This is a genomic window from Microbacterium sp. C23T (genome assembly GCF_053345975.1).
In genome coordinates this window covers 1-18,950 of the sequence record NZ_JBKFBD010000050.1, presented here as the reverse complement: position 1 = coordinate 18,950, position 18,950 = coordinate 1, and the positions used below count along the sequence as shown (strand labels likewise).

Sequence of the window (18,950 nt, the reverse complement as noted above, 5' to 3'; positions counted from 1 at the left end):
CGGCCCCGTGCAGGCCGGCTCCCAGTCGCCCGGCAGGGCGGGGGTGGCGGCGACGGCGGACGCCGCGGCGTCCGGGGTCATCGGCGAGGTGCTCCACTACGGCGCGGTCGGGCTCTGGTCGCGGTCGGAGGAGTACTGGCGACGCGCGCCGTGGGCGGGGCACCGCGTGATCGACGGGCGACCGGTCGCCGACGGCGTCGCGACCAACCCGCTCGCCCACGCTCTCGCGACGGCGTTCGCGATCGCCGGCGCCGCGGCCCCCGAGGACGTCCTCGGGATCGACGCCGACCTCCGGCGCGCGAACGACATCGCTACCGACGACACGTCTTCGCTCGTCGTCGGACTGCGCGGGGGTGCCCGGGTGGCGGCCGGTCTCGCGGTGACCGCCGCGACACGTCACGAGCCGTACGTGCTCGTAAGGGGTACGCGCGGATTCCTCGTGTACGTCTACACGCTCGACTCGCTCCACGTCCACCGTGATGGAGCGGCACTGCCGCGCACGTACACGTTCGAGCGCACCGGCCTGCTCGACAACCTGGTCCGCCACGTCCGCGACGGGGACGCTCTGCTCGCCCCACTCGGACGCACGGGTGCTTTCACCCGCGTGCTGGAGGAGATCGTCACCGGCCCGCCGGCAACCCCGATCTCTCCGCAGCTGGTACGGGTCGAGGCATCCGCGGGCGAGACGTTCCGCACCGTGATCGGCGTCGAAGAAGCGGTCGAGCGCGTGGCGTGGGAGGCGCGCACCTTCCGCGACCTCGACGTGCTCTGACGCGTCGGCGTCAGCCGGTGCCGAGCGGGCCGACGCCGATGATCGCGGAGGCGTCGTCGTCGACCGGGGCGGTGGAATTGCGCACCACGAGCGGTGACGACTCGTACATGCGGTGGGTGGGGGCGTCGGGGTCGTCGAGCTGCCACATGAGCAGCTGCACCGCGGCGCGCCCCTGCTGGTGCGGCCGCTGCTGCAGCGTGGTGAGCGAGAACATGTCGGCGTAGGCGTGGTCGTCGATGCCGACCACGCTGAGCCGCTCCGGAACCCGGATCCCCAGCCGTCGCGCGGCAATGATCGCGCCGACCGCGACCTCGTCGCACACCCCGACGATGGCGGACGGCCGGGTGCGACGATCGCCGAGCAGTTCGACGGCCGCCCCGTACCCGCCGGGCATGGTCACCTCGGACTGGACGTGGCGAGCGGATGCCTCGAACCCGGCCTCGCGCATCGCCGAGAGATAGCCGTCCAGGCGCCGGCCGTCGCCGAAGCTGGTGCGGCGTCCGTCGGGGTCGCCCCCGAGGAAGACGATCTCGTGGTGCCCCAGGCCGATGAGGTGGTCGGTGGCGATCCGGGCGGCCGCCTCGTCGTCGATCGAGACGGCATTGGTGCCGACGTCGTAGCCGCCGACGGCGACGACCGGCTTGCCGAAGGCGACGAGCCGCTCGAGCTCGCGCGCGCTGGGTTCGATGCCGACCGCGATCAGCCCGTCGAACCTCTTGCGGGCGAGGAAATGCTCGAACATCTCGCGGCGAGCGGCCGACTCAGGTGGCGCGCCGTAGAGGGCGAGGTCGTACCGCCGTTCGAGCAGCGCGTCCTGGATGCCTTCGAGAACCTGGGCGAAGAACCACCGGTCCAGCGACGGCATGACGACACCGACGGTCTGGGTGCGTCCTGTCACCAGGCTCACGGCGCTCGTCGTGGGGACGTAGCCGAGGGCGGTCGCAGCATCCCTCACCCGCTGGCGAGTGGCGGCGGAGACGTACCCCGAGCCGGTGAGAGCACGCGAGGCCGTCGACTTCGAGACGCCTGCCGCCCGCGCAACATCGGCGATGCCCGCCATCGGGTCCTCCTCGCGCCCCCGGGGACGCCGCCGTCACCCGAGATTCTGGAACCGGTTCCAGGGGTCATCATGCCGTGATCGCGCATCCCGCACCAGTCCCGGTGGCGGTGTTTACCGAGTTGTGACCCCGGGTCATTGTGCGCTCTGGCGGCATCCCCTAGTTTGAGCATGGAATCGGTTCCCGATCTCACATCTGTGGAGCCCGAGAGGCGTGGCTCCGCGAACTCAAAGAGGAGGCAGACACATGACTGCACTGCGATCACGTCGTCGACACGGCTACATCGCGCTGGGACTGACGGCCGTCGCGGCACTCACACTCGCCGGCTGCGCCGAGGGCGGCGACGACGGTGGCGACAGCGGCTCGGTCGAAGGAGAGACCGTCGAGATCGCCGGTGGCATCACCGGCTCGGAGGCGGAGAACCTCCAGAAGACCTTCGAGCAGTTCGAGAAGGACACCGGCATCACCGTCAACTACACCGGTGACAAGGGATTCGAGGGCAACATCGTCACCAAGGTGGCGGGCGGCTCCGCTCCCGACATCGCCATCGTTCCCCAGCCGGGGCTCTTCCGCTCGCTGGTCGACACCGGCGAGGTGAAGAAGGCCCCCGCCGACGTCGAGGCCAACGTCGACCAGTACTGGTCCGAGACGTGGAAGAAGATCGGCACGGTCGACGACACGTTCTACGCGGCGCCCATGCTCGCGAACCTGAAGGGCTACGTCTACTACTCGCCCAAGAGCTTCGCGGAGTGGGGTGTCGAGATCCCGACCACGTGGGACGAGCTCATCACGCTGACCGACACGATCCGCGAGAAGACGGGCACCACGCCGTGGTGCGCGGGATTCTCTTCGGAGGCTGCCTCGGGCTGGCCGGGCACGGACTGGGTCGAGGACCTCGTCCTGCGGCAGGCCGGACCGGACGTCTATGACAGCTGGGCAGACGGCGACACACCGTTCACCGACCCCGACATCGAGGCGGCGTTCGACTCCGTCGGCGAGATCCTGCTCAACCCCGACTACGTCAACGCCGGATTCGGCGACGTCAAGAGCATCAACTCGACGGCGTTCGGCGACCCGATCGCCGCGGCTGTGGCCAACGGCACGTGTGCGCTGACCCACCAGGCGTCGTTCCTGACGGCGAACTTCCTCACCGCGCAGACGGCGGACGGGCAGACCCCGACGGTCGCGCCTGACGGCGACGTCTACGCGTTCATCCTTCCTGGCCCGGAGGCGGGCGAGCTCGCGGTCGAAGGTGGCGGCGAGCTGGTGACGGCGTTCTCGGATGACGCGGCCACGCAGGCGGTGCTCGAGTTCATGTCGACCCCGGAGTTCGCCGACGCCCGCGTGAAGCTCGGCGGTGCGATCTCGGCCAACACGGGCGCCGACCCGACGCTGGCATCGAGCGAGTTCCTCACCGAAGCGATGAAGATCGTGCAGGACCCGAACACCGTGTTCCGGTTCGACGCCTCCGACCTGATGCCGGCGACCGTCGGTTCAGGCTCGTTCTGGCGCGGCATGGTCGACTGGATCGACGGCAAGCCGACGCCGCAGGTGCTGGAAGACATCCAGGCGGGGTATCAGGACTGATCCACCGCATCCTGGTGCCGGGTTTGCGCGCCCGCCGCGCGGACCCGGCGCCGGGGTGATTCATCCGTCGACGTCGACGGGGGAAGGCAGAACATGTCTCAGACCACAACATCGGCGGCCGATGAGGCGCAGGGGACGCCGCCGCCGGAACGCGGAGGAAGGAAGCCTCCGTCACGGAGGACGACGCTGCTCGTGGTCACGATCGGGTTCATCCTGATCGCGGCACTGGTGGTCTTCCTCCTGCTCAGCCCCGCCAACCCCGACGCCCGGCCGGTGTCACTGGGGTTCTCGTACAACTCCTTCTTCCAATGGATCGGCAACCTGGGGCCGATCGTCCAGATCCCGATCATCCTGCTGGTCTTCGCCGCCGTGGTCGCGATCCTGCTCGTGCTCATCGAATTCGCGCCCCGCCAAGGCAGGGGCTACTTCTGGCTGCGGCTCATCTCGTGCTTCGCCATCCCGTTCCTCGCCTTCATGCTGCTGCGTCCCTATCAGGGGGCGGTCATCTACGTGATCGCCATCGCCCTGATCGCGGGCGGCCTGCTGTTCTGGGCAGACCTGCGGGCCCGCGAGGGAGCCGGCTACCTCTACCAGCTCACCCTCTTCATGGCCCCGGCGGCGATCGCGATCCTCGTCGGTCTCGTCTATCCGAGCATCGCGACCATCATCCAGTCGTTCTACGACAAGACCGGCGAGAACTTCGTCGGCATGGAGAACTACGTCTGGGCGTTCACCAACCCGCAGGGGTTCTGGTCGATCATCAACACCCTCATCTGGGCGATCTTCGCCCCGATCTTCGCGACGATCGTGGGTCTGGCCTATGCCGCGTTCATGGAGCGGGCGCGCGGTGAGCGGCTGCTCAAGGTGCTGGTGTTCATGCCGTTCGCGATCGCGCCGGTGAGCATCAGCCTGATCTGGAAGTTCGTCTACGACTACCGTCAGGGCGACCAGATCGGCATCCTCAACGCCGTCGTCGTGGCCTTCGGCGGCGAGCCGGTCCGGTGGCTCGACACATGGCCGCTGGTGAACACGTTCTGTCTGCTCTTCGCGTTCGTGTGGGCGCAGACCGGGTTCGCGATGGTCGTGCTCTCCGCGGCGATGAAGGCGGTGCCGGTCGAACAGCTCGAGGCCGCCCAGCTCGACGGCACGTCGGCCTGGCAGCGGTTCATCAACGTGACGGTGCCGGGCATCCGCACCTCGATCATCGTCGTTCTGACGACCATCACGATCGCCGCGCTGAAACTGTACGACATCGTGGCCGTGATGACTGGTGGCCGGTCGAACTCGACCGTGCTCGGCTTCGAGATGGTGAACCAGCAGCAGCGGTTCCAGAGCTACGGTCACGCGGCGGCGCTCGCCGTGCTGATCTTCGTGTTCGTGACGCCGCTGATCGTCTACAACGTCATGCAGCTGCGCAAGCAGAGGGAGGTGCGATGATGACCGCCGTCGACTCCAAGACCACGCCGCAGTTCAGCAAGGCGGACGCGCGGAAGGTGGCGCGCGAGACGCGTCGCAACGAGGCGCTGGCGCACAAGCGGCTGACGTCGCCGGTCGCCACCGTGATCGCGATCGCGATCGCGTTCCTGTGGACGATCCCGACGCTGGGACTCTTGATCACGTCGTTCCGGCCGGGCGCCGCCTCGGCGACGACGGGCTGGTGGACGGTCTTCACCAATCCCGACTTCACGCTCGGCAACTACCAGGACGCGCTGACGTCCGGTGGCACGGCGCTGACGCTCGGCGAGTCCTTCCTCAACTCCCTGGCGATCACGATCCCGGTCACGATCTTCGCCCTGGCCGTCGCGTCGCTCGCCGCGTACGCGTTCGCCTGGATGGACTTCAAGGGCCGCGGGTTCCTGTTCGTCGCGGTGTTCGCCCTGCAGATCGTCCCGATCCAGATGGCACTCGTGCCGCTGCTGAGCCTCTTCTCGAGGGGGCTCCAGATCGGCGACGTGCAGATCTTCCCGGGCCTCGAGATGCGCGACGTCGATCACAGCTTCGCGACGGTGTGGATCGCGCACGTCATCTTCGCGATGCCGCTGGCGATCTTCCTCCTGCACAACTTCATCTCGGAGATCCCCTCCGACGTGATCGAGGCGGCTCGCGTCGACGGCGCCGGGCACGGACAGATCTTCTTCCGGATCATCCTGCCGCTCGCGACGCCGGCGCTCGCGTCGTTCGCCATCCTCGAGTTCATCTGGGTGTGGAACGACCTGCTCGTCGCGACGATCTTCGCGCCGACGACATCCCTGCCGATGACGCAGACGCTGAACTCGTTGTCGGGCACGTGGGGCAACCAATGGTTCCTCGTGTCGGCCGGAGCGTTCCTCGTGCTGTTCGTCCCGATCATCGTGTTCCTCGCGCTGCAGCGGTTCTTCGTGCGCGGACTCATGGCCGGCGCGACGAAGGGCTGATCGACCACAGATGACGGATGCCGCGACCCTGCGTCTCACGCAGGGTCGCGGCATCCGTTTCTTGTGCTGTCGTCGCTCTCCGCGGTCAGCCGGTGCAGCCGAGGCGGGTCTGGATCGATTCCATCGCGTCGATCTCGGCGGTCTGGCCGTTCTTGATCGCGGTGGCGACCTCGAGGGCGCGCGGGTCGGTGCCCAGCTCGAGGAGAGCCTCCGCCATCGGGATCGCGCCCTCGTGGTGGCGGATCATGAGCGTGAGGAACTGGCAGTCCGCCGCAACGCCCGTCGCCGCCTGGAGCGCGGCGATCTCGTCGGCCGACGCCATCCCCATCGCCGCGTGTGCCTCTTCGTCGGTCATGGGCTCGGCGGACGAGCCGCCGTGCGCGTGGCCCGCGTCCGAGGCATCCATCCACTGCATCATCGGGCCGCCGGACTGGGAGAGCCCCCACTGCACGAGCCAGTCGAACATCTCACCGCGCTGGCCGGCCTGACCGGTGGCGATGTCGTATGACAGCACGCGGAGCTCGTCGTCGTCGGTCTTGCGATAGATCTCCATCGCCATCTCGATCGCCTGCGCGTGATGCACCTGCATGTCTCGCGAGAACCCGGCCTCAGGCGAGTCGGTTCCGGGGCTGGACACAGCCGCCTGCGAACCGAACGTGGAGAAGCGCCCCACCGCGAACGCGAGGCCCGCGATGAGGATGAGCGCGACGGCGACGACGAACCATCGCCGGGAGCTCCCCGCCGAGGGCTCGTCCGACACGCCGCGACCTACTTCTTGCCGGGAGCGTCGTACGCGCCGGTGCAGGCGGCGTTCGGCTCGGGGGCGTTGGTGCTCTTCCAGTACGCCTTGATGAACTCCTCGATGCGCTCGTCGTCCGCCGAGTCGACCTTGAGCTGGGCGTTCCAGGCGCTCAGGGCGATCGGGGTGTCCATGTCGTCGTAGGGCGAGAGCACCGTGTAGGTCGAGGGCAGTTCGCTCTCGAGCTTGGCGATGTCGTCGTCGGACACCTGCGCGGGGTCGTACGTGACCCACACCGCACCGTGCTCGAGCGCGTGCACGGCGTTCTCGTTCGGGACGGGCTCCGTGTACACGCCGCAGTTGAGCCACATGGCGTTGTGGTCGCCGCCGGCCGGGGGAGTCTGCGGGTACTCGACCGCGCCCTCGACGTGGTTCGCCGTGTTCGTGAAGGTCTCGACGCCCTCGATGCCGCTGCCGTCGCTGTCGCCGCGGGCGTACGACGGGGCGGGGGCCGGCGCGAAGACGATCGAGGCGACGATCGCCGCCACGACCAGGACGGCGGCGGTCGAGCCGACGATCCACCACACGAGCTTGCCGCGCTTGCGCTTGGCGAGCTGCTTCTGGTACTCGGCGAGCTTGTCCTGGCGCTTCTGCTCGCGCTGCTGCTTGACCGTGAGGTCGATCTTGGCCTGGGTGGCGGGATTGCCGCTCTTGCGCTTGTCGTCGGGGGTCGGGGTCATGCTCGTGATCTCTGCCAATCGATGAACAGGGGTCTGGGCGCCCGGCGCGCACCGCTCGGGGGCGGCTGACGGGTTGTCCTCATCCTATGCGAGTGCATGAGTCGGCCCCCTGGGAAGGAGCCGACAGCGGTGCCTCGGATGGCTGGCCGCCACAGCCGCGGGATACCGCTTGCGGGCGGGCCGGAGGCATCCGTTATCATGGGTACTCGAATCGATTCGACCTCCACGGTCGATCGTGCGGGCCCCGGTGCCGATCGGCAGCGCTGGACGACCCGCGTCATCTCGGTCCGTTCCTCCCTGCGCGCCCAGACCGGCTCAGCCGGTGTCGACGCCGTTCCGCCTCGCCCGCCGCCCGTCGAACCCCTTGCCACGAAACGAAGTCCACTGTTGCTCGACACCGCATCCATCCCCACGCAGAAGCCCGAAGCCCACCTCCCCGCCGCGCCGAAGCCCCAGCCGACGTCCACGGGTGCCATCCGCACGCTCGGCAGCAACCCGGCCACCGCGCCGATCGTCCTCCACCCGGGCGACTCGATCCCGCACCGCCGTCGCGTCCTCTACATCGTGCTGCTCGGCGCGCTCACCGCGCTCGGCCCGTTCACGATCGACCTTTACCTGCCGGCGTTCCCGGTCCTCGAGGCGGACTTCCAGACCACGGCCGCGATGATCCAGCTGACCCTCACGGGCACGATGATCGGCTTCGCCCTGGGACAGCTCATCGTCGGTCCGCTGAGCGACAAGGTCGGTCGGCGCATCCCGCTGCTGTCGGTGACCGCGCTGCACGTCGTGGCCAGCGTCGGGGCAGCGCTCGCGCCCACGCTCGAGCTGCTGTCCGTGGCCCGCGTGCTCCAGGGCGCCGGCGCCGCGGCCGGTGGTGTCGTCGCCGCCGCGATCGTCCGCGACCTGTTCGGTGGGCGCCGCCTGGTGGTCATGCTCTCCCGACTCGCGCTCGTGTCGGGTGTCGCGCCGGTGCTCGCGCCGCTCGTCGGCTCGGCGCTGCTCGCGGTCATGCCGTGGCGCGGGGTCTTCGTCGTGCTCGCGGTGTACGGCGCGGTCATGCTCGTCGCCTCGATCTTCCTGCTTCCCGAGACGCTGCCGCCCGCGCGTCGCCACGACAAGGGCGCCACGACCGTCTGGCAGCGCTATCGGAGCGTCTTCAGCGACCGCGTCTTCATCGGCGTGCTCATCATCGGCGGCATGACCTTCTCGGGCCTGTTCTCGTACCTGTCGAGCTCGTCGTTCCTCTTCCAGCTGAGCTACGGCCTCTCCGCGCAGCAGTACGGGCTGATGTTCGCCGTCAACTCGCTGGGCGTCGTCGTGGGTGTGCAGACGGCGTCGCGGCTGGCAGCGCGGTTCGGCCCGCAGTGGGTCATGGCCTGGTCGACCGCGGTGCTCGTGGTCGCAGCATCCGCCATCATCGTCACCGACCAGCTCGGCCTGGGCCTGTGGGGCACGATCGTGCCGCTCTTCGTCTTCATGACCGCGTGCGGATTCACGTTCCCCTGCGTGCAGGTGCTCGCGCTCGACCGCCACGGCAAGGCCGCGGGCACCGCGCAGTCGATCATCGGCGCGACGAACTTCGGCGTCGCCGGCCTCATCTCGCCGCTGGTGGGCTGGATCGCGAAGGACGCCGGCATCACCGCCACGACGATGGCCGCGGTCATGGTCGGGTGCGCCGTGATCGGCGTGCTGTCGCTGTGGTTCATCGTGCGCCCCCGCACCGTGGAGCGCCTCGCGCCCTGAGCAGGCGTCAGGCCGGAGGTCGCACGGGCCGCACAGGCTGCAGGCGGAAGAGGCGGACGGTGCGCCCGGACTCCCGCTCGTAGTTGCGGTAACCGGGCCACTGGGCCTCAATACGCGCCCACACCGCGTCGCGCTCGGCGTCCGGCACCGGCGTGGCGCGGACGGGCATGCGCCGCCCGCGCACGGTGATCGCGGCGTCGGGGTGGGCGAGCAGGTTCGCGGTCCAGGCCGGGTGGTGGGCACCGGCGAAGTTGGTGCCGGCCACGATCGCGCGGCCGCGCCCGTCGGGCGTGTACATGAGGGGCACATCCCGCGGCTCACCGGACTTCGCGCCGACGGTGTGGAGCACGAGCGACGGCACCAGCAGCGCGCTCACCTGCACGCGTCCGTGCGACACCCAGGCGACGACGCGCTCGACCGGCGGCAGGAACGCCGGCCCGATCACGCGGCGGAACACCCGCGTCCGGGTGAGCGGCGCGATGAGCCTGCGCACCACGTCGACCACCGATGCCACCCGGACCTCCTCGCGCTCGCCGATGAGACCGCACGATAGCACCGGGCTGCGCTCGATCCCGGTGCGTTCGTGCGGTCCCGCGCGGATCGGCGGCCTCGCCGGACCGGTCGCGGCCACGGGGGCCTGCCATGCGGCGCGCCGGGTCCGCAAGGGGGTGGCGGGGATGAATCCTCCGGGCAGAATGGGTCGATGACGACAGTCCAGCGGCGCGTGGCCACGCCGGTCATCGCCTACCTCGCGGTGGGTTCGACCCTGGTCGTGCTGTCGTGTCTGCTGGGCTGGTGGATCTTCGCCCGCGGCGACGAGCCGTTCGCCATCGACACGGCGTGGAATCTGCTCGTTGCCGAGCTGTGGCATCCGGCCCTGACCGGGTTCTCACACGTCATGGACTTCCTGGGCGGCGGGTGGGTCGGCGTCCTCGCGGTCCCGATCGGCGGGGCGATCGCGCTCGTCGTGCTGCGGCGCCCGTGGGCGGCCGCGTACTTCCTCGCCGCCGAAGCGGTGTCGGCGGCGGGGGTGCAGGTGCTGAAGCACCTCTTCGGCCGCGTGCGCCCCGAAGACATCCTCGTCATCTCCGACTACGGTTCATACCCGTCGGGGCATGTGGCCAACGCCGCCACGATCGCGGTCGCTGCGGTGATCATCTTCCCGCGCGTCTGGGTGGGGATCGTCGGCGCGGCGTGGGTCGTGCTGATGGCCTTCAGCCGCACCTACCTGCATGCGCATTGGCTGAGCGACACCGTCGGCGGAGCGCTCCTCGGCGCCGGCGCGGCGCTGCTCGTGGCGGCGGCGTTCGCCGTTCCGATGACGCGGGAGGGGATGGATGCCTCGGCGAAACGCCCGTGGCTAGGCTGAGCGCATGACCTCCGCCGTGCCCGATTCGCCCGCGTCCGATCCGGCCGTCGCCGCCGCCGAGGCGGAACTCGCGCGACTTCGCGCCGAGGCCGAGGCCGCCGAGGCCCAGCTGAAGGCCGCCCAGGCCAAGGCCGCGCTCGCCGCCGCCGAGGCCGCCGCCGCGAAGGCCAAGGCCACCGCCGCACCCGCGCCCACGGCATCCTCATCTGAGGACGAGAGCCGAAATGCGGAGGCTTCGGGCGGAACTGCTCCTCAGCTCGGCGCAGATCCTCAATCGAGGACGCAGGGGGCGGCGGGTTCGCAGGCCCAGGGGCCTGCGGGAGCGCCCGCCTCGGACGCGACCACGCGGGAACAGAATCCGAGCGAACCAGCCACGCAACCGACGCAAGACGGCCCTCTCGCCGCACAGGAGGTCGAGAAGGTCACGGCCGGGTACACCTTCGACGCCGGCACCGCGACGCTCGATCTGGGCGCCCTTCTCAACGGGGACCCCGTCCCCTCTGCGCAGATCCGCATCCCGCTGCCGATGATGAACCGCCACGGGCTCGTCGCGGGTGCGACCGGCACCGGCAAGACGCGCACCCTGCAAGGCCTCGCCGAGCAGCTCGCGGCGAAGGGCGTGCCCGTGTTCGCCGCCGACATCAAGGGCGACCTGTCGGGCGTCGCGACGCCGGGGGAGCCGAGCGACAAGCTGCTCGCACGCACCCGGGCGATCGGTCAGGACTGGAAGCCCGAGGCATCCGTCAGCGAGTACTTCGCGCTGGGCGGGGTGGGCAAGGGCGTGCCGGTGCGCGCGACGGTGTCGGGCTTCGGCCCGCTGCTGCTCAGCAAGGTGCTCGGCCTCAACGACACGCAGGAGTCGAGCCTCGGCCTCGTGTTCCACTACGCCGACGCGAACGGTCTGGCGCTCGTCGACCTGTCGGACCTCCGCGCCGTGCTGACGCACCTCACGAGCGACGAGGGCAAGGCCGAGCTCAAGGAGCTCGGCGGACTGTCGGCGGCGACCGCCGGCGTGATCCTGCGCGAGCTCATCACCTTCGCGGATGCCGGAGCCGACGTGTTCTTCGGCGAGCCCGAGTTCGACGTGGCCGATTTCATCCGCACGGCGCCCGACGGCCGCGGCGTCATCAGCCTGCTCGAGGTGCCCGGCGTCATCGACAAGCCGGCGCTGTTCTCGACGTTCCTGATGTATCTGCTGGCGGAGCTGTTCGAGATCCTCCCCGAGGTGGGGGATGCCGACAAGCCGAAGCTCGTCTTCTTCTTCGACGAGGCGCACCTGCTGTTCAAGGACGCCTCGAAGGACTTCCTCGCGGCCATCGTGCAGACCGTGCGGCTCATCCGGTCGAAGGGCGTCGGCGTCTTCTTCGTGACGCAGACCCCGAAGGACGTGCCCTCCGACGTGCTCGGTCAGCTCGGCTCGCGCGTGCAGCACGCCCTGCGGGCCTTCACGCCCGACGACGCCAAGGCGCTGCGCGCGACGGTCGGCACCTACCCGAAGTCGGGCTACGACCTCGAGCGCGTGCTGCAGGAGCTCGGCACGGGTGAGGCGATCGTCACAGTGATGAGCGAGAAGGGTGCGCCGACGCCGGTGGCCTGGACACGGCTGCGCGCGCCGCAGGGCCTCATGTCGCCGACGCCGGAGCCGGCGATCGTCGCGGCCGTGAACGCCTCGCCGCTGCTGGCCAAGTACGGCACGGCGATCGACCGCGAGTCGGCGCGCGAGATCCTCGCGAAGAAGATGCAGGCCGCCGACGACGCGGCCGCCGCCGAGGACGCCGCAGTCGCCAAGGCGAAGGCCGATGCCGAGTACGCGAAGCAGAAAGCCGCGATCGACAAGCAGCAGGCCGCGGCCGACAAGGCGAGCGCGGCCGCCGAGAAGAAGGCGCAGCAGGAGTACGAGCGCCTGCTCAAGAAGACCGCCGGCACGACGCGCACGTCGCGGTCCTCGCAGAAGTCGCCGATCGAGCAGATTCTCAACTCGAAGTCGACCCAGACGATACTGGGTGGGGTGATCCGCGGGATCTTCGGCACCGGTAAGCGCTGACGCATCCCGACCCCGGCGGGTCGCTCCCGATCCGGAGGTCTCGCGTGCGCCGCAGAGTGGTTCTCGTCGCCCTGCTGACGCTCGCCCTGGCGACGGCGGCGGTCGGTGTGTGGCTCGCGATCGCCGCGACGGCCGGGAACACGGTCCCCACGGCCCCTCCACCCGCCGCTGGCGCGTCGGGCGGAGCCTCCGGCCGCGTGGGCCCAGCTGCGCCTTCGGCGCCCGCGTCACCCTCGGCGTCGGCCGCGGCCCCGGTGACCGCCGACGACTACTGCTACGTCGAGGCGATGATCTACTACCGCGTCAAGGAGCAGGAACTCGCGGAGACGCTGCTGCGCAAGGAGGGCATCGACGCCGGGGCGCTGGGGTTCGCGACCGGCATCGCCGCCCGGAACGAGGACGATCTCGACGACCTGCGCGCGTGGTACCTCTCCTGGGCCGACGCGCGTCCGGCCGAGCCGCCGACCGACGGCCCCTGCGGCGGACACGGAGCCGACCACGCGCAGATGCCCGGCATGCCGTCGTGGAGCACGCTCCAGGGATTCGTGGACGCGCAGCACCCCGATGCCGAGCGCCGTTTCGTCGAGATCCTCCAGGCGCAGAACGCGGGCATGATCGCCCTCGTGACGCTGATCCTCGAGGGCGATCCGAATCCGGCGGTGGCGGAATCGGCCGAAGAGGTGCTGAAGCAGGCCGAGGCCGACCAGGCGATGCTGCAGGGGATCCTCGACGCCCTGCCGTGACCCGCGACCTCGCCGGCGTCGACTCATGCGGCGGTCGCAGCATCCACATCCCCCTCCTTCCACAGGTCAACCGGGCTTCGGCCGGACCGGGAAGCGCGCTCCGGTCCGGCGGAAGCCCGGTTGACCTGTTGCAGAGGAGGAGGGCACGGTGTGCACCAGGCGTTGAGAGCGGCGAGGGGTGCGATGCCTGCGGAGCGTCACCAGCCGCTGAGCGAGCCGAGCGGAGCAAGTGCACGCGCGGCGTCGCGCAGCGCGCCGACGTGGCGGGCGGCCACGGAGAGGCGCGAGATCGAGGTCGAGAGCGTCACCGCCCCGACCGGGCGGGCCGCGTCGTCGTGGATCGGCACCGCGAGGCAGCCGCGATCGGAGGTGAGCAGGGCGACCTGCTCGGTGTAGCCGCGCACGGCGTACGCCTCGTGGATCGCGCGCACCTCGTCCGCCGGCGGGGCGACGCGCCAGGTTGGTGCCTGCGGCAGCCGGCGGTCCGGGTGCGCGACGAGCCAGAGATGACCGATCGCGGAGCGCGTGGGGTCGGCGAGGAGGGCGTCGAGGTCCGACAGCGGCTGGGACTCGTCCTCGTCGAGGACCATGAGGCCCGAGCGGTGGAAGGCGAACAGGTGCACGGCCTCGCCGGTGTGCTCCCGCAGCCGCGCGACCACGGCGGCGTGCTCCGGCCGGGTGCGCGCGCCCACGACCGCGGCGAGCTCCAGCACGCGCGTGCCGAGGAGGAACCCCGAGAAGTCGCCGCGGCGCACGAGGTACTCGTCACGCACGAGCGAGTTGACGACGCGGTAGACCGTCGCGCGGGGCGCGCCGACGGCACGGGCGATCTCGGCCGCAGAGGCGCCGCGGTCGTCACGCGCGACCTGCTCGAGGATCTCGAGGGCCAGGCCCAGACCCTTCTCCGGCAGGCGGGTGTCGTCCGCGAGGCCCGCGCCGCTCACGTCCGCGCCGGCCCGTCGATGCAGTCCGCGTCGGTCGGCCAGTCGTGCACGCCGATTCTGGCGGCCACACGCGGATGGCGCGCCAGTCGGACCGACCCGGCGACCACGACTGCGGCGAGGATGCCCACGGACCACAGCAGGCCCGCCGGATTGTCGCGCAGCGTCGCGGCGAGGTAGAAGCCCAGCACGCACAGCAGCCCCGCGAGCGGCACGACGCTGAGCAGGACCGCCCGAACGGTCAGCTCGCCGATCCGCGCGAGGAACACCGGAGCCGCCGCGCACACGAGCGCGTATGCGAGCACGAAGCCGAGGATCGACGCCGGTGAGGTGACGATGCGCATGTCCTGCCGGCTGCCGCCCCCCGCGAGGACGGCGACGGGCACCAGCGTGACCACGGCGGCGAGCAGCACACCGCCGATCGCCGGCACTCCGCGCCGCGACACGCGTCCGAACACCGCGGGCATCAGTCCCTCGCGGCTCATCGCGAAGACCAAGCGCGTCGCGGCGTTGGTCATCGCGAGCGCGCACGCGAGGAACGAGATCGCCACGATCACGTCGATGAGGGTCGCGAGTCCCGTGACGGAGGCGAGGGATGCCGCACCCGGCCGCTCCGCGACGATCGACAGTTGAGCCGCGGTGCCGACGAGCATCACGAGCCCCGTGGCTCCGACGCTCACCATGATCGCGCGGGGGACGGCGGCGAACGGGCGACGCGTCTCGGGGCCGAGCGCGGCGCCGCTCTCGAATCCCACGAACCCGATGAGGGCGAAGGCGACGCCGGTGATGATCGCCTCGAGCGACACGTCCGGGGCGCGGGGGATGAGAAGACCGAGGTCCCAGCGGGTGAGGCTGAGCGCGGCGATGGAGAGGCCGAGCACCGTCACGACCGCGATCGACTCGAGCACCAGCAGCACGCGTGTCGACATGCGCAGCCCACGGGCGACGACGAAGGCGATGACCGCCCCGAAGCCGGCCATGAGGGCGATCACGAGCCACGGAGGAGCGTCGCCTCCGCTCACGATGTTCGCCAGTCGCGTCGACCCGGAGGCCAGCGTGTTCATCGCCACGGCGAGGTAGCCGATGCCCAGCGCGGCACCGGTGAGGAGACCGGCGTGCGAGCCGAGCCCCCGCACCGCGAACGTGTAGAGGGACCCCGTACTCGCGATGCGTCGGGCGAACATGCCGATCACGAGTCCCACGCCCACCACGAGGGTGATCGTGATCGCGATGTCGAGGAAGGCGAAGGAGCCGCTGCGTGCGAAGGCGGCGGCGGGATGGATCAGGAGCACGCCTGCGGGAGCGGTGGCGGCCACGGACTGCGCGACGACGTCGATCGTGTGGGCATGGCGTCGGCGGAGACCGGCGAACGGTGAGCGGGCGCCGAGGTCGTTGCGCGGGCGAGCCCGCTCGATCGCGTCCGCGAGTGCACTGCTCACGCGACCTCCTCGCTTCCGACGCTCCCCGCCGTGCGGCTGGCCGTGACGCTACCGGCTGCGCGTTGCCGGGAACGACGGGGCATGTTTCGGCCTCGTGACGAGCCGTGGGAACGAAGGACGTCGATCGCGCGGCCTCGTCTCACGAAGTTTTCGCCCCGCGTTCGCGGACGCGAATCATCGGGAAACGGCGGCGTCCAAGAATCGGCCTCGATGCGGGTGCGAGCCGCGTCATCGCCGTCGAAAGGACTCTTGTGACCGAACAACAGCTCTCCACCGAGGGGGACTCGCCGCCCTCGGACCCGCGGCCCTCGAGGCGGGGCCGCTTCCTCACTCCCCGCACGCTGGGCATCGGCTCGGCGCTCGCCGCGACCGCCGCGGCTGTCGCGCTGGTGTTCGCGACGCAGACCGCCGTGCAGGCGACCTCGTCTCCTGAATCGCCGGCGTCCACCCCCATCGCCGCAGACAGCACCGACGAGGACGCCCCGGAGAAGGCGACGGAGGTTCCGAAGCCGACCACCGTCGCCGCCGCGTACGACGGGCTCACCGGCGCCGAGGTCGAGTACGTGCGCTTCCTCGGCGCCCAGGACGCCGCGTTCGCCGCGGGCAAGGACCTGTTCGGCGAGCCCGGCCTGCAGTTCCTCTCGACCGACGTCGCCGACCCGCAGGCGTACTCGGACGGGCACCGCCGGCTGCTCTCGCTGTACTACGACTACGCCACCAACGAGTTGATCAGCATGATCGTCAACGTCACCAACGGCGCGATCGAATCGGTCGACCGTGCGTCGGGCACCCAGCCCGCGCCGACCGACGCCGAGACCTCGTTCGCGTGGGAGCTGCTGCTCGACGACGACTCGGCGCAGCCCGTGGTCGACGAGTTCGCCGCCCTCACCGGCGGCTCGGTCCTCACCCCGGCATCCGCCGAGGTGCTCCTCACCGCCCACTCGTTCGTGACGGATGCCGGATCCTTCGGCGCCGAATCGTGCGGCATCGACCGGTGCGTGCAGGTGCTCGCCCAGGTCGACGGCGGTGCCTTCCTCACCACCAGCACGTACGTCGTCAACCTGTCGACGCGCGCCGTCCTGTCCATCTCATGACCATGGAGACACTCCCGATGAAACGAACGTCCCTCCGCCGGCTTCTCGGCGCGGGCACCGCGATGGCCCTCCTCGCGGGCGGCCTCGTGCTGTCGGCGCCGGCCGCGGCATCCGCGCAGACCGTCACCGAGGCATCCTGCTCCGGCGAATCCCTCGTCTCGGAGACACTGGAGTCCGGCTCGAGCTGGCAGATGTGCTGGCGCCTCGACACCTACCGCGGCCTCGTGCTCGACAAGATCGCGTACCAGCCGCGGGACGACGCGGCGCCGATCCTCGTGCTCGACTCGATCGCGCTCGCCCAGCTCAACGTGCCCTATGACACCGGAGCCACCGAGTACAACGACGTCACCACCTACCAGGTGGGTGGCCGTCGCCTGCAGGCGATCGAGGCGGTGGACTGCCCGGTCGGCGAGGTCTTCAACGCCTGGGTCGACGCGGCTCGCGGCGCGATCCCCGCGCTCTGCATCGGCGAGGAGGACTCGGGCCTCGCGTACCGCTCGAACATCGCGCGCGACGCGCTCTACGCGGCGCAGGGCACCGACCTCGTGCTGCACACGGTGTCGCGCATCGGCTGGTACGAGTACCAGACCGAGTACCGGTTCCACGATGACGGCGAGATCTCGGTGCGCCTCGGCGCGACCGGCGACCTGTCGCCCAACGACTACGTGAACGTCGTCAACCAGGGCTGGCCGATCGCGCCGGGCCAGGAGGACTTCGCCGTCAACCACTACCACTCGGCCTTCTGGCGCGTGGACTTCGGCATCGACTCGGGCGCGAACCAGGTCGTGGAGAAGTTCGCCACCACCCCCACGGGCGAGTACGGCACGACGGGCGACACCGGCCACACCGCGATCCTGGAGACGCAGCTCACCCAGGTCACGAACGAGACAAAGACGATGGGCGCGAACCGCGAGGCGTACCGGGTCGTGAACCCGGAGAGCCTCAACGCGGACGGCCACGCGCGCTCGTACGAGATCATCGTGCCGCGCGACCAGGCCTACAACCTCAACCCCGAGACCGACTTCGACATCGCGTTCACGTCGGCGAAGTCGGACGAGGTGCACGCGAGCCACAACCTCATCCCGTCGAAGGCGGGCCAGATGGTCACCGACTACATCGCCGACGGCGAGTCGCTCGAGGACCCGGTGGCGTGGGTGAACGTCGGCTTCCACCACATCAACCGCGACGAGGACCAGAGCCCCATGCCGATCCACTGGCAGGGCTTCACCCTCTACCCGCGTGACTTCGCCGCGCAGAACCCCAACATCCCCGAGGGCCGCAAGTGGGTCAACGGCGACATGCGGGGCGTTCCGAACCCCAACATCACGCCGACGCCGACGGCGTCGCCCACGCCCACGCCGACGACCGAGCCGACGGGTGAGCCCACCCCGACCGCGACGCCGACCACGCCGGGCAACGGCAACGGCAACGGGAATGGCAACGGCAACGGCAACGGCAACGGAAACGGCAACGGGAACGGGAACGGGAACGGGGCCACGCCGGCCGCCGCCTCCGTGACGTTCGGCTCGGGCGAGGTCGCTCCGGGGGCCGCGCAGACGGCCACGGCGAGCGGCTTCACCCCCGGCGAGACGGTGAGCGCCGTGCTGCACTCCGACCCCGTCGACGTCGGCACGTTCGTCGCCGACAGCGAGGGTGTCGTGACCGCGCAGTTCGTCGTTCCGTCGGCCACGCCGGCCGGTGAGCACACCCTCGTGCTGACCGGGCAGTCCTCGTCGGCGGTGGCGCAGGGCACGTTCACGGTGGCGTCCGCGTCGCCGGCGGCGGTGTTCGGCGCCCTCGCCACCACGGGCACCGATGCGAACCGCTGGGCACTCTCGGGGCTCGTGCTCCTGGTCGCCGGCGCGGCCCTCGCCGGCACCTCGTGGTACCTGCGGCGTCAGCAGAGCCTGAAGGCTCACGCCTGACCCGCTCCCGCGGGGCGGCGCCCGGCGCCGTCCCCCGGGGCCCCTCCTCCGCGCCCCTCCCCCGGCGCGGGGCCTTCGTCGTGCTCGCGGTGTACGGCGCGGTCATGCTCGCCGCCTCGATCTTCCTGCTTCCCGAGACGCTGCCGCCCGCGCGTCGCCACGACAAGGGCGCCACGACCGTCTGGCAGCGCTATCGGAGCGTCTTCAGCGACCGCGTCTTCATGGGCGTGCTCATCATCGGCGGCATGACCTTCTCGGGCCTGTTCTCGTACCTGTCGAGCTCGTCGTTCCTCTTCCAGCTGAGCTACGGCCTCTCCGCGCAGCAGTACGGGCTGATGTTCG

At 70.4% G+C, this 18,950-nt stretch carries 15 protein-coding genes and 2 pseudogenes; 11 read left to right on the top strand and 6 right to left on the bottom strand.

All coding sequences use genetic code 11. The annotated features are described in order from the left end of the window. Positions 1 to 772, top strand: a pseudogene (locus tag ACLBXX_RS19880) (Gfo/Idh/MocA family protein); the annotation flags it as partial. A 10-nt stretch (positions 773 to 782) separates the two neighbouring features. Here ACLBXX_RS19880 and ACLBXX_RS19875 read toward each other — a convergent pair. Further along, a complete protein-coding gene (locus ACLBXX_RS19875) occupies positions 783 to 1,832 on the bottom strand; it encodes a LacI family DNA-binding transcriptional regulator (protein WP_310285078.1) in 1,050 nt (349 codons plus the stop codon). A gap of 244 nt (positions 1,833 to 2,076) precedes the next feature. Between ACLBXX_RS19875 and ACLBXX_RS19870 the strand changes: the two genes are divergently transcribed. The 3 genes from ACLBXX_RS19870 (at position 2,077) to ACLBXX_RS19860 (ending at position 5,831) form a co-directional block, all read left to right on the top strand. Continuing rightward, positions 2,077 to 3,417: an ABC transporter substrate-binding protein gene (locus ACLBXX_RS19870; protein WP_447659441.1), complete on the top strand. Its 1,341-nt coding sequence runs from the start codon at positions 2,077 to 2,079 to the stop codon at positions 3,415 to 3,417. Positions 3,418 to 3,510: 93 nt separating this feature from the next. Next, positions 3,511 to 4,854 (top strand): carbohydrate ABC transporter permease, encoded by a 1,344-nt coding sequence (locus ACLBXX_RS19865; protein WP_387139077.1) that lies wholly within the window; start codon positions 3,511 to 3,513, stop codon positions 4,852 to 4,854. Then, entirely contained in the window at positions 4,854 to 5,831 is a 978-nt protein-coding gene (locus tag ACLBXX_RS19860; protein ID WP_387139074.1) for a carbohydrate ABC transporter permease, read from the top strand. Before ACLBXX_RS19865 ends, ACLBXX_RS19860 begins: the two co-directional genes overlap by 1 nt. An 85-nt stretch (positions 5,832 to 5,916) precedes the next feature. On the opposite strand, the gene ACLBXX_RS19855 is transcribed toward ACLBXX_RS19860, so the two are convergent. Together ACLBXX_RS19855 and ACLBXX_RS19850 are read right to left on the bottom strand one after the other, a co-directional pair. After that, positions 5,917 to 6,591, bottom strand: coding sequence for a DUF305 domain-containing protein (locus ACLBXX_RS19855; RefSeq protein ID WP_447659440.1), 675 nt, complete (start codon positions 6,589 to 6,591; stop codon positions 5,917 to 5,919). An 8-nt stretch (positions 6,592 to 6,599) separates the two neighbouring features. Then, positions 6,600 to 7,310 carry a DUF3105 domain-containing protein gene (locus ACLBXX_RS19850; RefSeq protein WP_447659439.1) on the bottom strand — a complete coding sequence of 237 codons (711 nt, stop codon included), beginning with the start codon at positions 7,308 to 7,310 and terminating at the stop codon, positions 6,600 to 6,602. 387 nt (positions 7,311 to 7,697) lie between these two features. On the opposite strand from ACLBXX_RS19850, the gene ACLBXX_RS19845 reads away from it, so the two are divergent. Beyond that, positions 7,698 to 9,053 (top strand): multidrug effflux MFS transporter, encoded by a 1,356-nt coding sequence (locus ACLBXX_RS19845; protein ID WP_387139065.1) that lies wholly within the window; start codon positions 7,698 to 7,700, stop codon positions 9,051 to 9,053. Positions 9,054 to 9,060: 7 nt separating this feature from the next. Here the strand turns inward: ACLBXX_RS19845 and ACLBXX_RS19840 are convergent, their stop codons facing one another. Then, the gene (locus ACLBXX_RS19840; protein ID WP_447659438.1) at positions 9,061 to 9,567 is read right to left on the bottom strand and encodes a nitroreductase family deazaflavin-dependent oxidoreductase; all 507 of its coding nucleotides are present in this window, start codon (positions 9,565 to 9,567) and stop codon (positions 9,061 to 9,063) included. A gap of 189 nt (positions 9,568 to 9,756) precedes the next feature. Between ACLBXX_RS19840 and ACLBXX_RS19835 the strand changes: the two genes are divergently transcribed. From ACLBXX_RS19835 to ACLBXX_RS19825, 3 genes are read left to right on the top strand one after another with little or no spacing between them, the layout of a single operon-like run. After that, positions 9,757 to 10,422, top strand: coding sequence for a phosphatase PAP2 family protein (locus tag ACLBXX_RS19835; RefSeq protein WP_447659437.1), 666 nt, complete (start codon positions 9,757 to 9,759; stop codon positions 10,420 to 10,422). A 4-nt stretch (positions 10,423 to 10,426) separates the two neighbouring features. Continuing rightward, the gene (locus tag ACLBXX_RS19830; protein WP_447659436.1) at positions 10,427 to 12,466 is read left to right on the top strand and encodes a helicase HerA-like domain-containing protein; all 2,040 of its coding nucleotides are present in this window, start codon (positions 10,427 to 10,429) and stop codon (positions 12,464 to 12,466) included. A 44-nt stretch (positions 12,467 to 12,510) separates the two neighbouring features. After that, on the top strand, positions 12,511 to 13,209 hold the full coding sequence (locus tag ACLBXX_RS19825) for a DUF305 domain-containing protein (RefSeq protein WP_447659435.1): 699 nt from the start codon (positions 12,511 to 12,513) through the stop codon (positions 13,207 to 13,209). A gap of 197 nt (positions 13,210 to 13,406) precedes the next feature. Here the strand turns inward: ACLBXX_RS19825 and ACLBXX_RS19820 are convergent, their stop codons facing one another. Both ACLBXX_RS19820 and ACLBXX_RS19815 read right to left on the bottom strand, forming a co-directional pair. Beyond that, entirely contained in the window at positions 13,407 to 14,153 is a 747-nt protein-coding gene (locus ACLBXX_RS19820) for an IclR family transcriptional regulator (RefSeq protein ID WP_447659434.1), read from the bottom strand. Beyond that, positions 14,150 to 15,589: an APC family permease gene (locus ACLBXX_RS19815; RefSeq protein ID WP_447659433.1), complete on the bottom strand. Its 1,440-nt coding sequence runs from the start codon at positions 15,587 to 15,589 to the stop codon at positions 14,150 to 14,152. The genes ACLBXX_RS19820 and ACLBXX_RS19815 overlap by 4 nt, the downstream gene beginning before the upstream one ends. Positions 15,590 to 15,840: 251 nt before the next feature. Here ACLBXX_RS19815 and ACLBXX_RS19810 point away from each other — a divergent pair, with 251 nt between their 5' ends. The 3 genes and pseudogenes from ACLBXX_RS19810 to ACLBXX_RS19800 all read left to right on the top strand — a co-directional run. Then, positions 15,841 to 16,683 carry a hypothetical protein gene (locus ACLBXX_RS19810; protein WP_447659432.1) on the top strand — a complete coding sequence of 281 codons (843 nt, stop codon included), beginning with the start codon at positions 15,841 to 15,843 and terminating at the stop codon, positions 16,681 to 16,683. Between the two features lie 17 nt (positions 16,684 to 16,700). Next, a complete protein-coding gene (locus ACLBXX_RS19805) occupies positions 16,701 to 18,608 on the top strand; it encodes a copper amine oxidase (RefSeq protein WP_447659431.1) in 1,908 nt (635 codons plus the stop codon). 80 nt (positions 18,609 to 18,688) lie between these two features. Beyond that, positions 18,689 to 18,950 (top strand): annotated as a pseudogene (locus ACLBXX_RS19800) (Bcr/CflA family drug resistance efflux transporter); the annotation flags it as partial.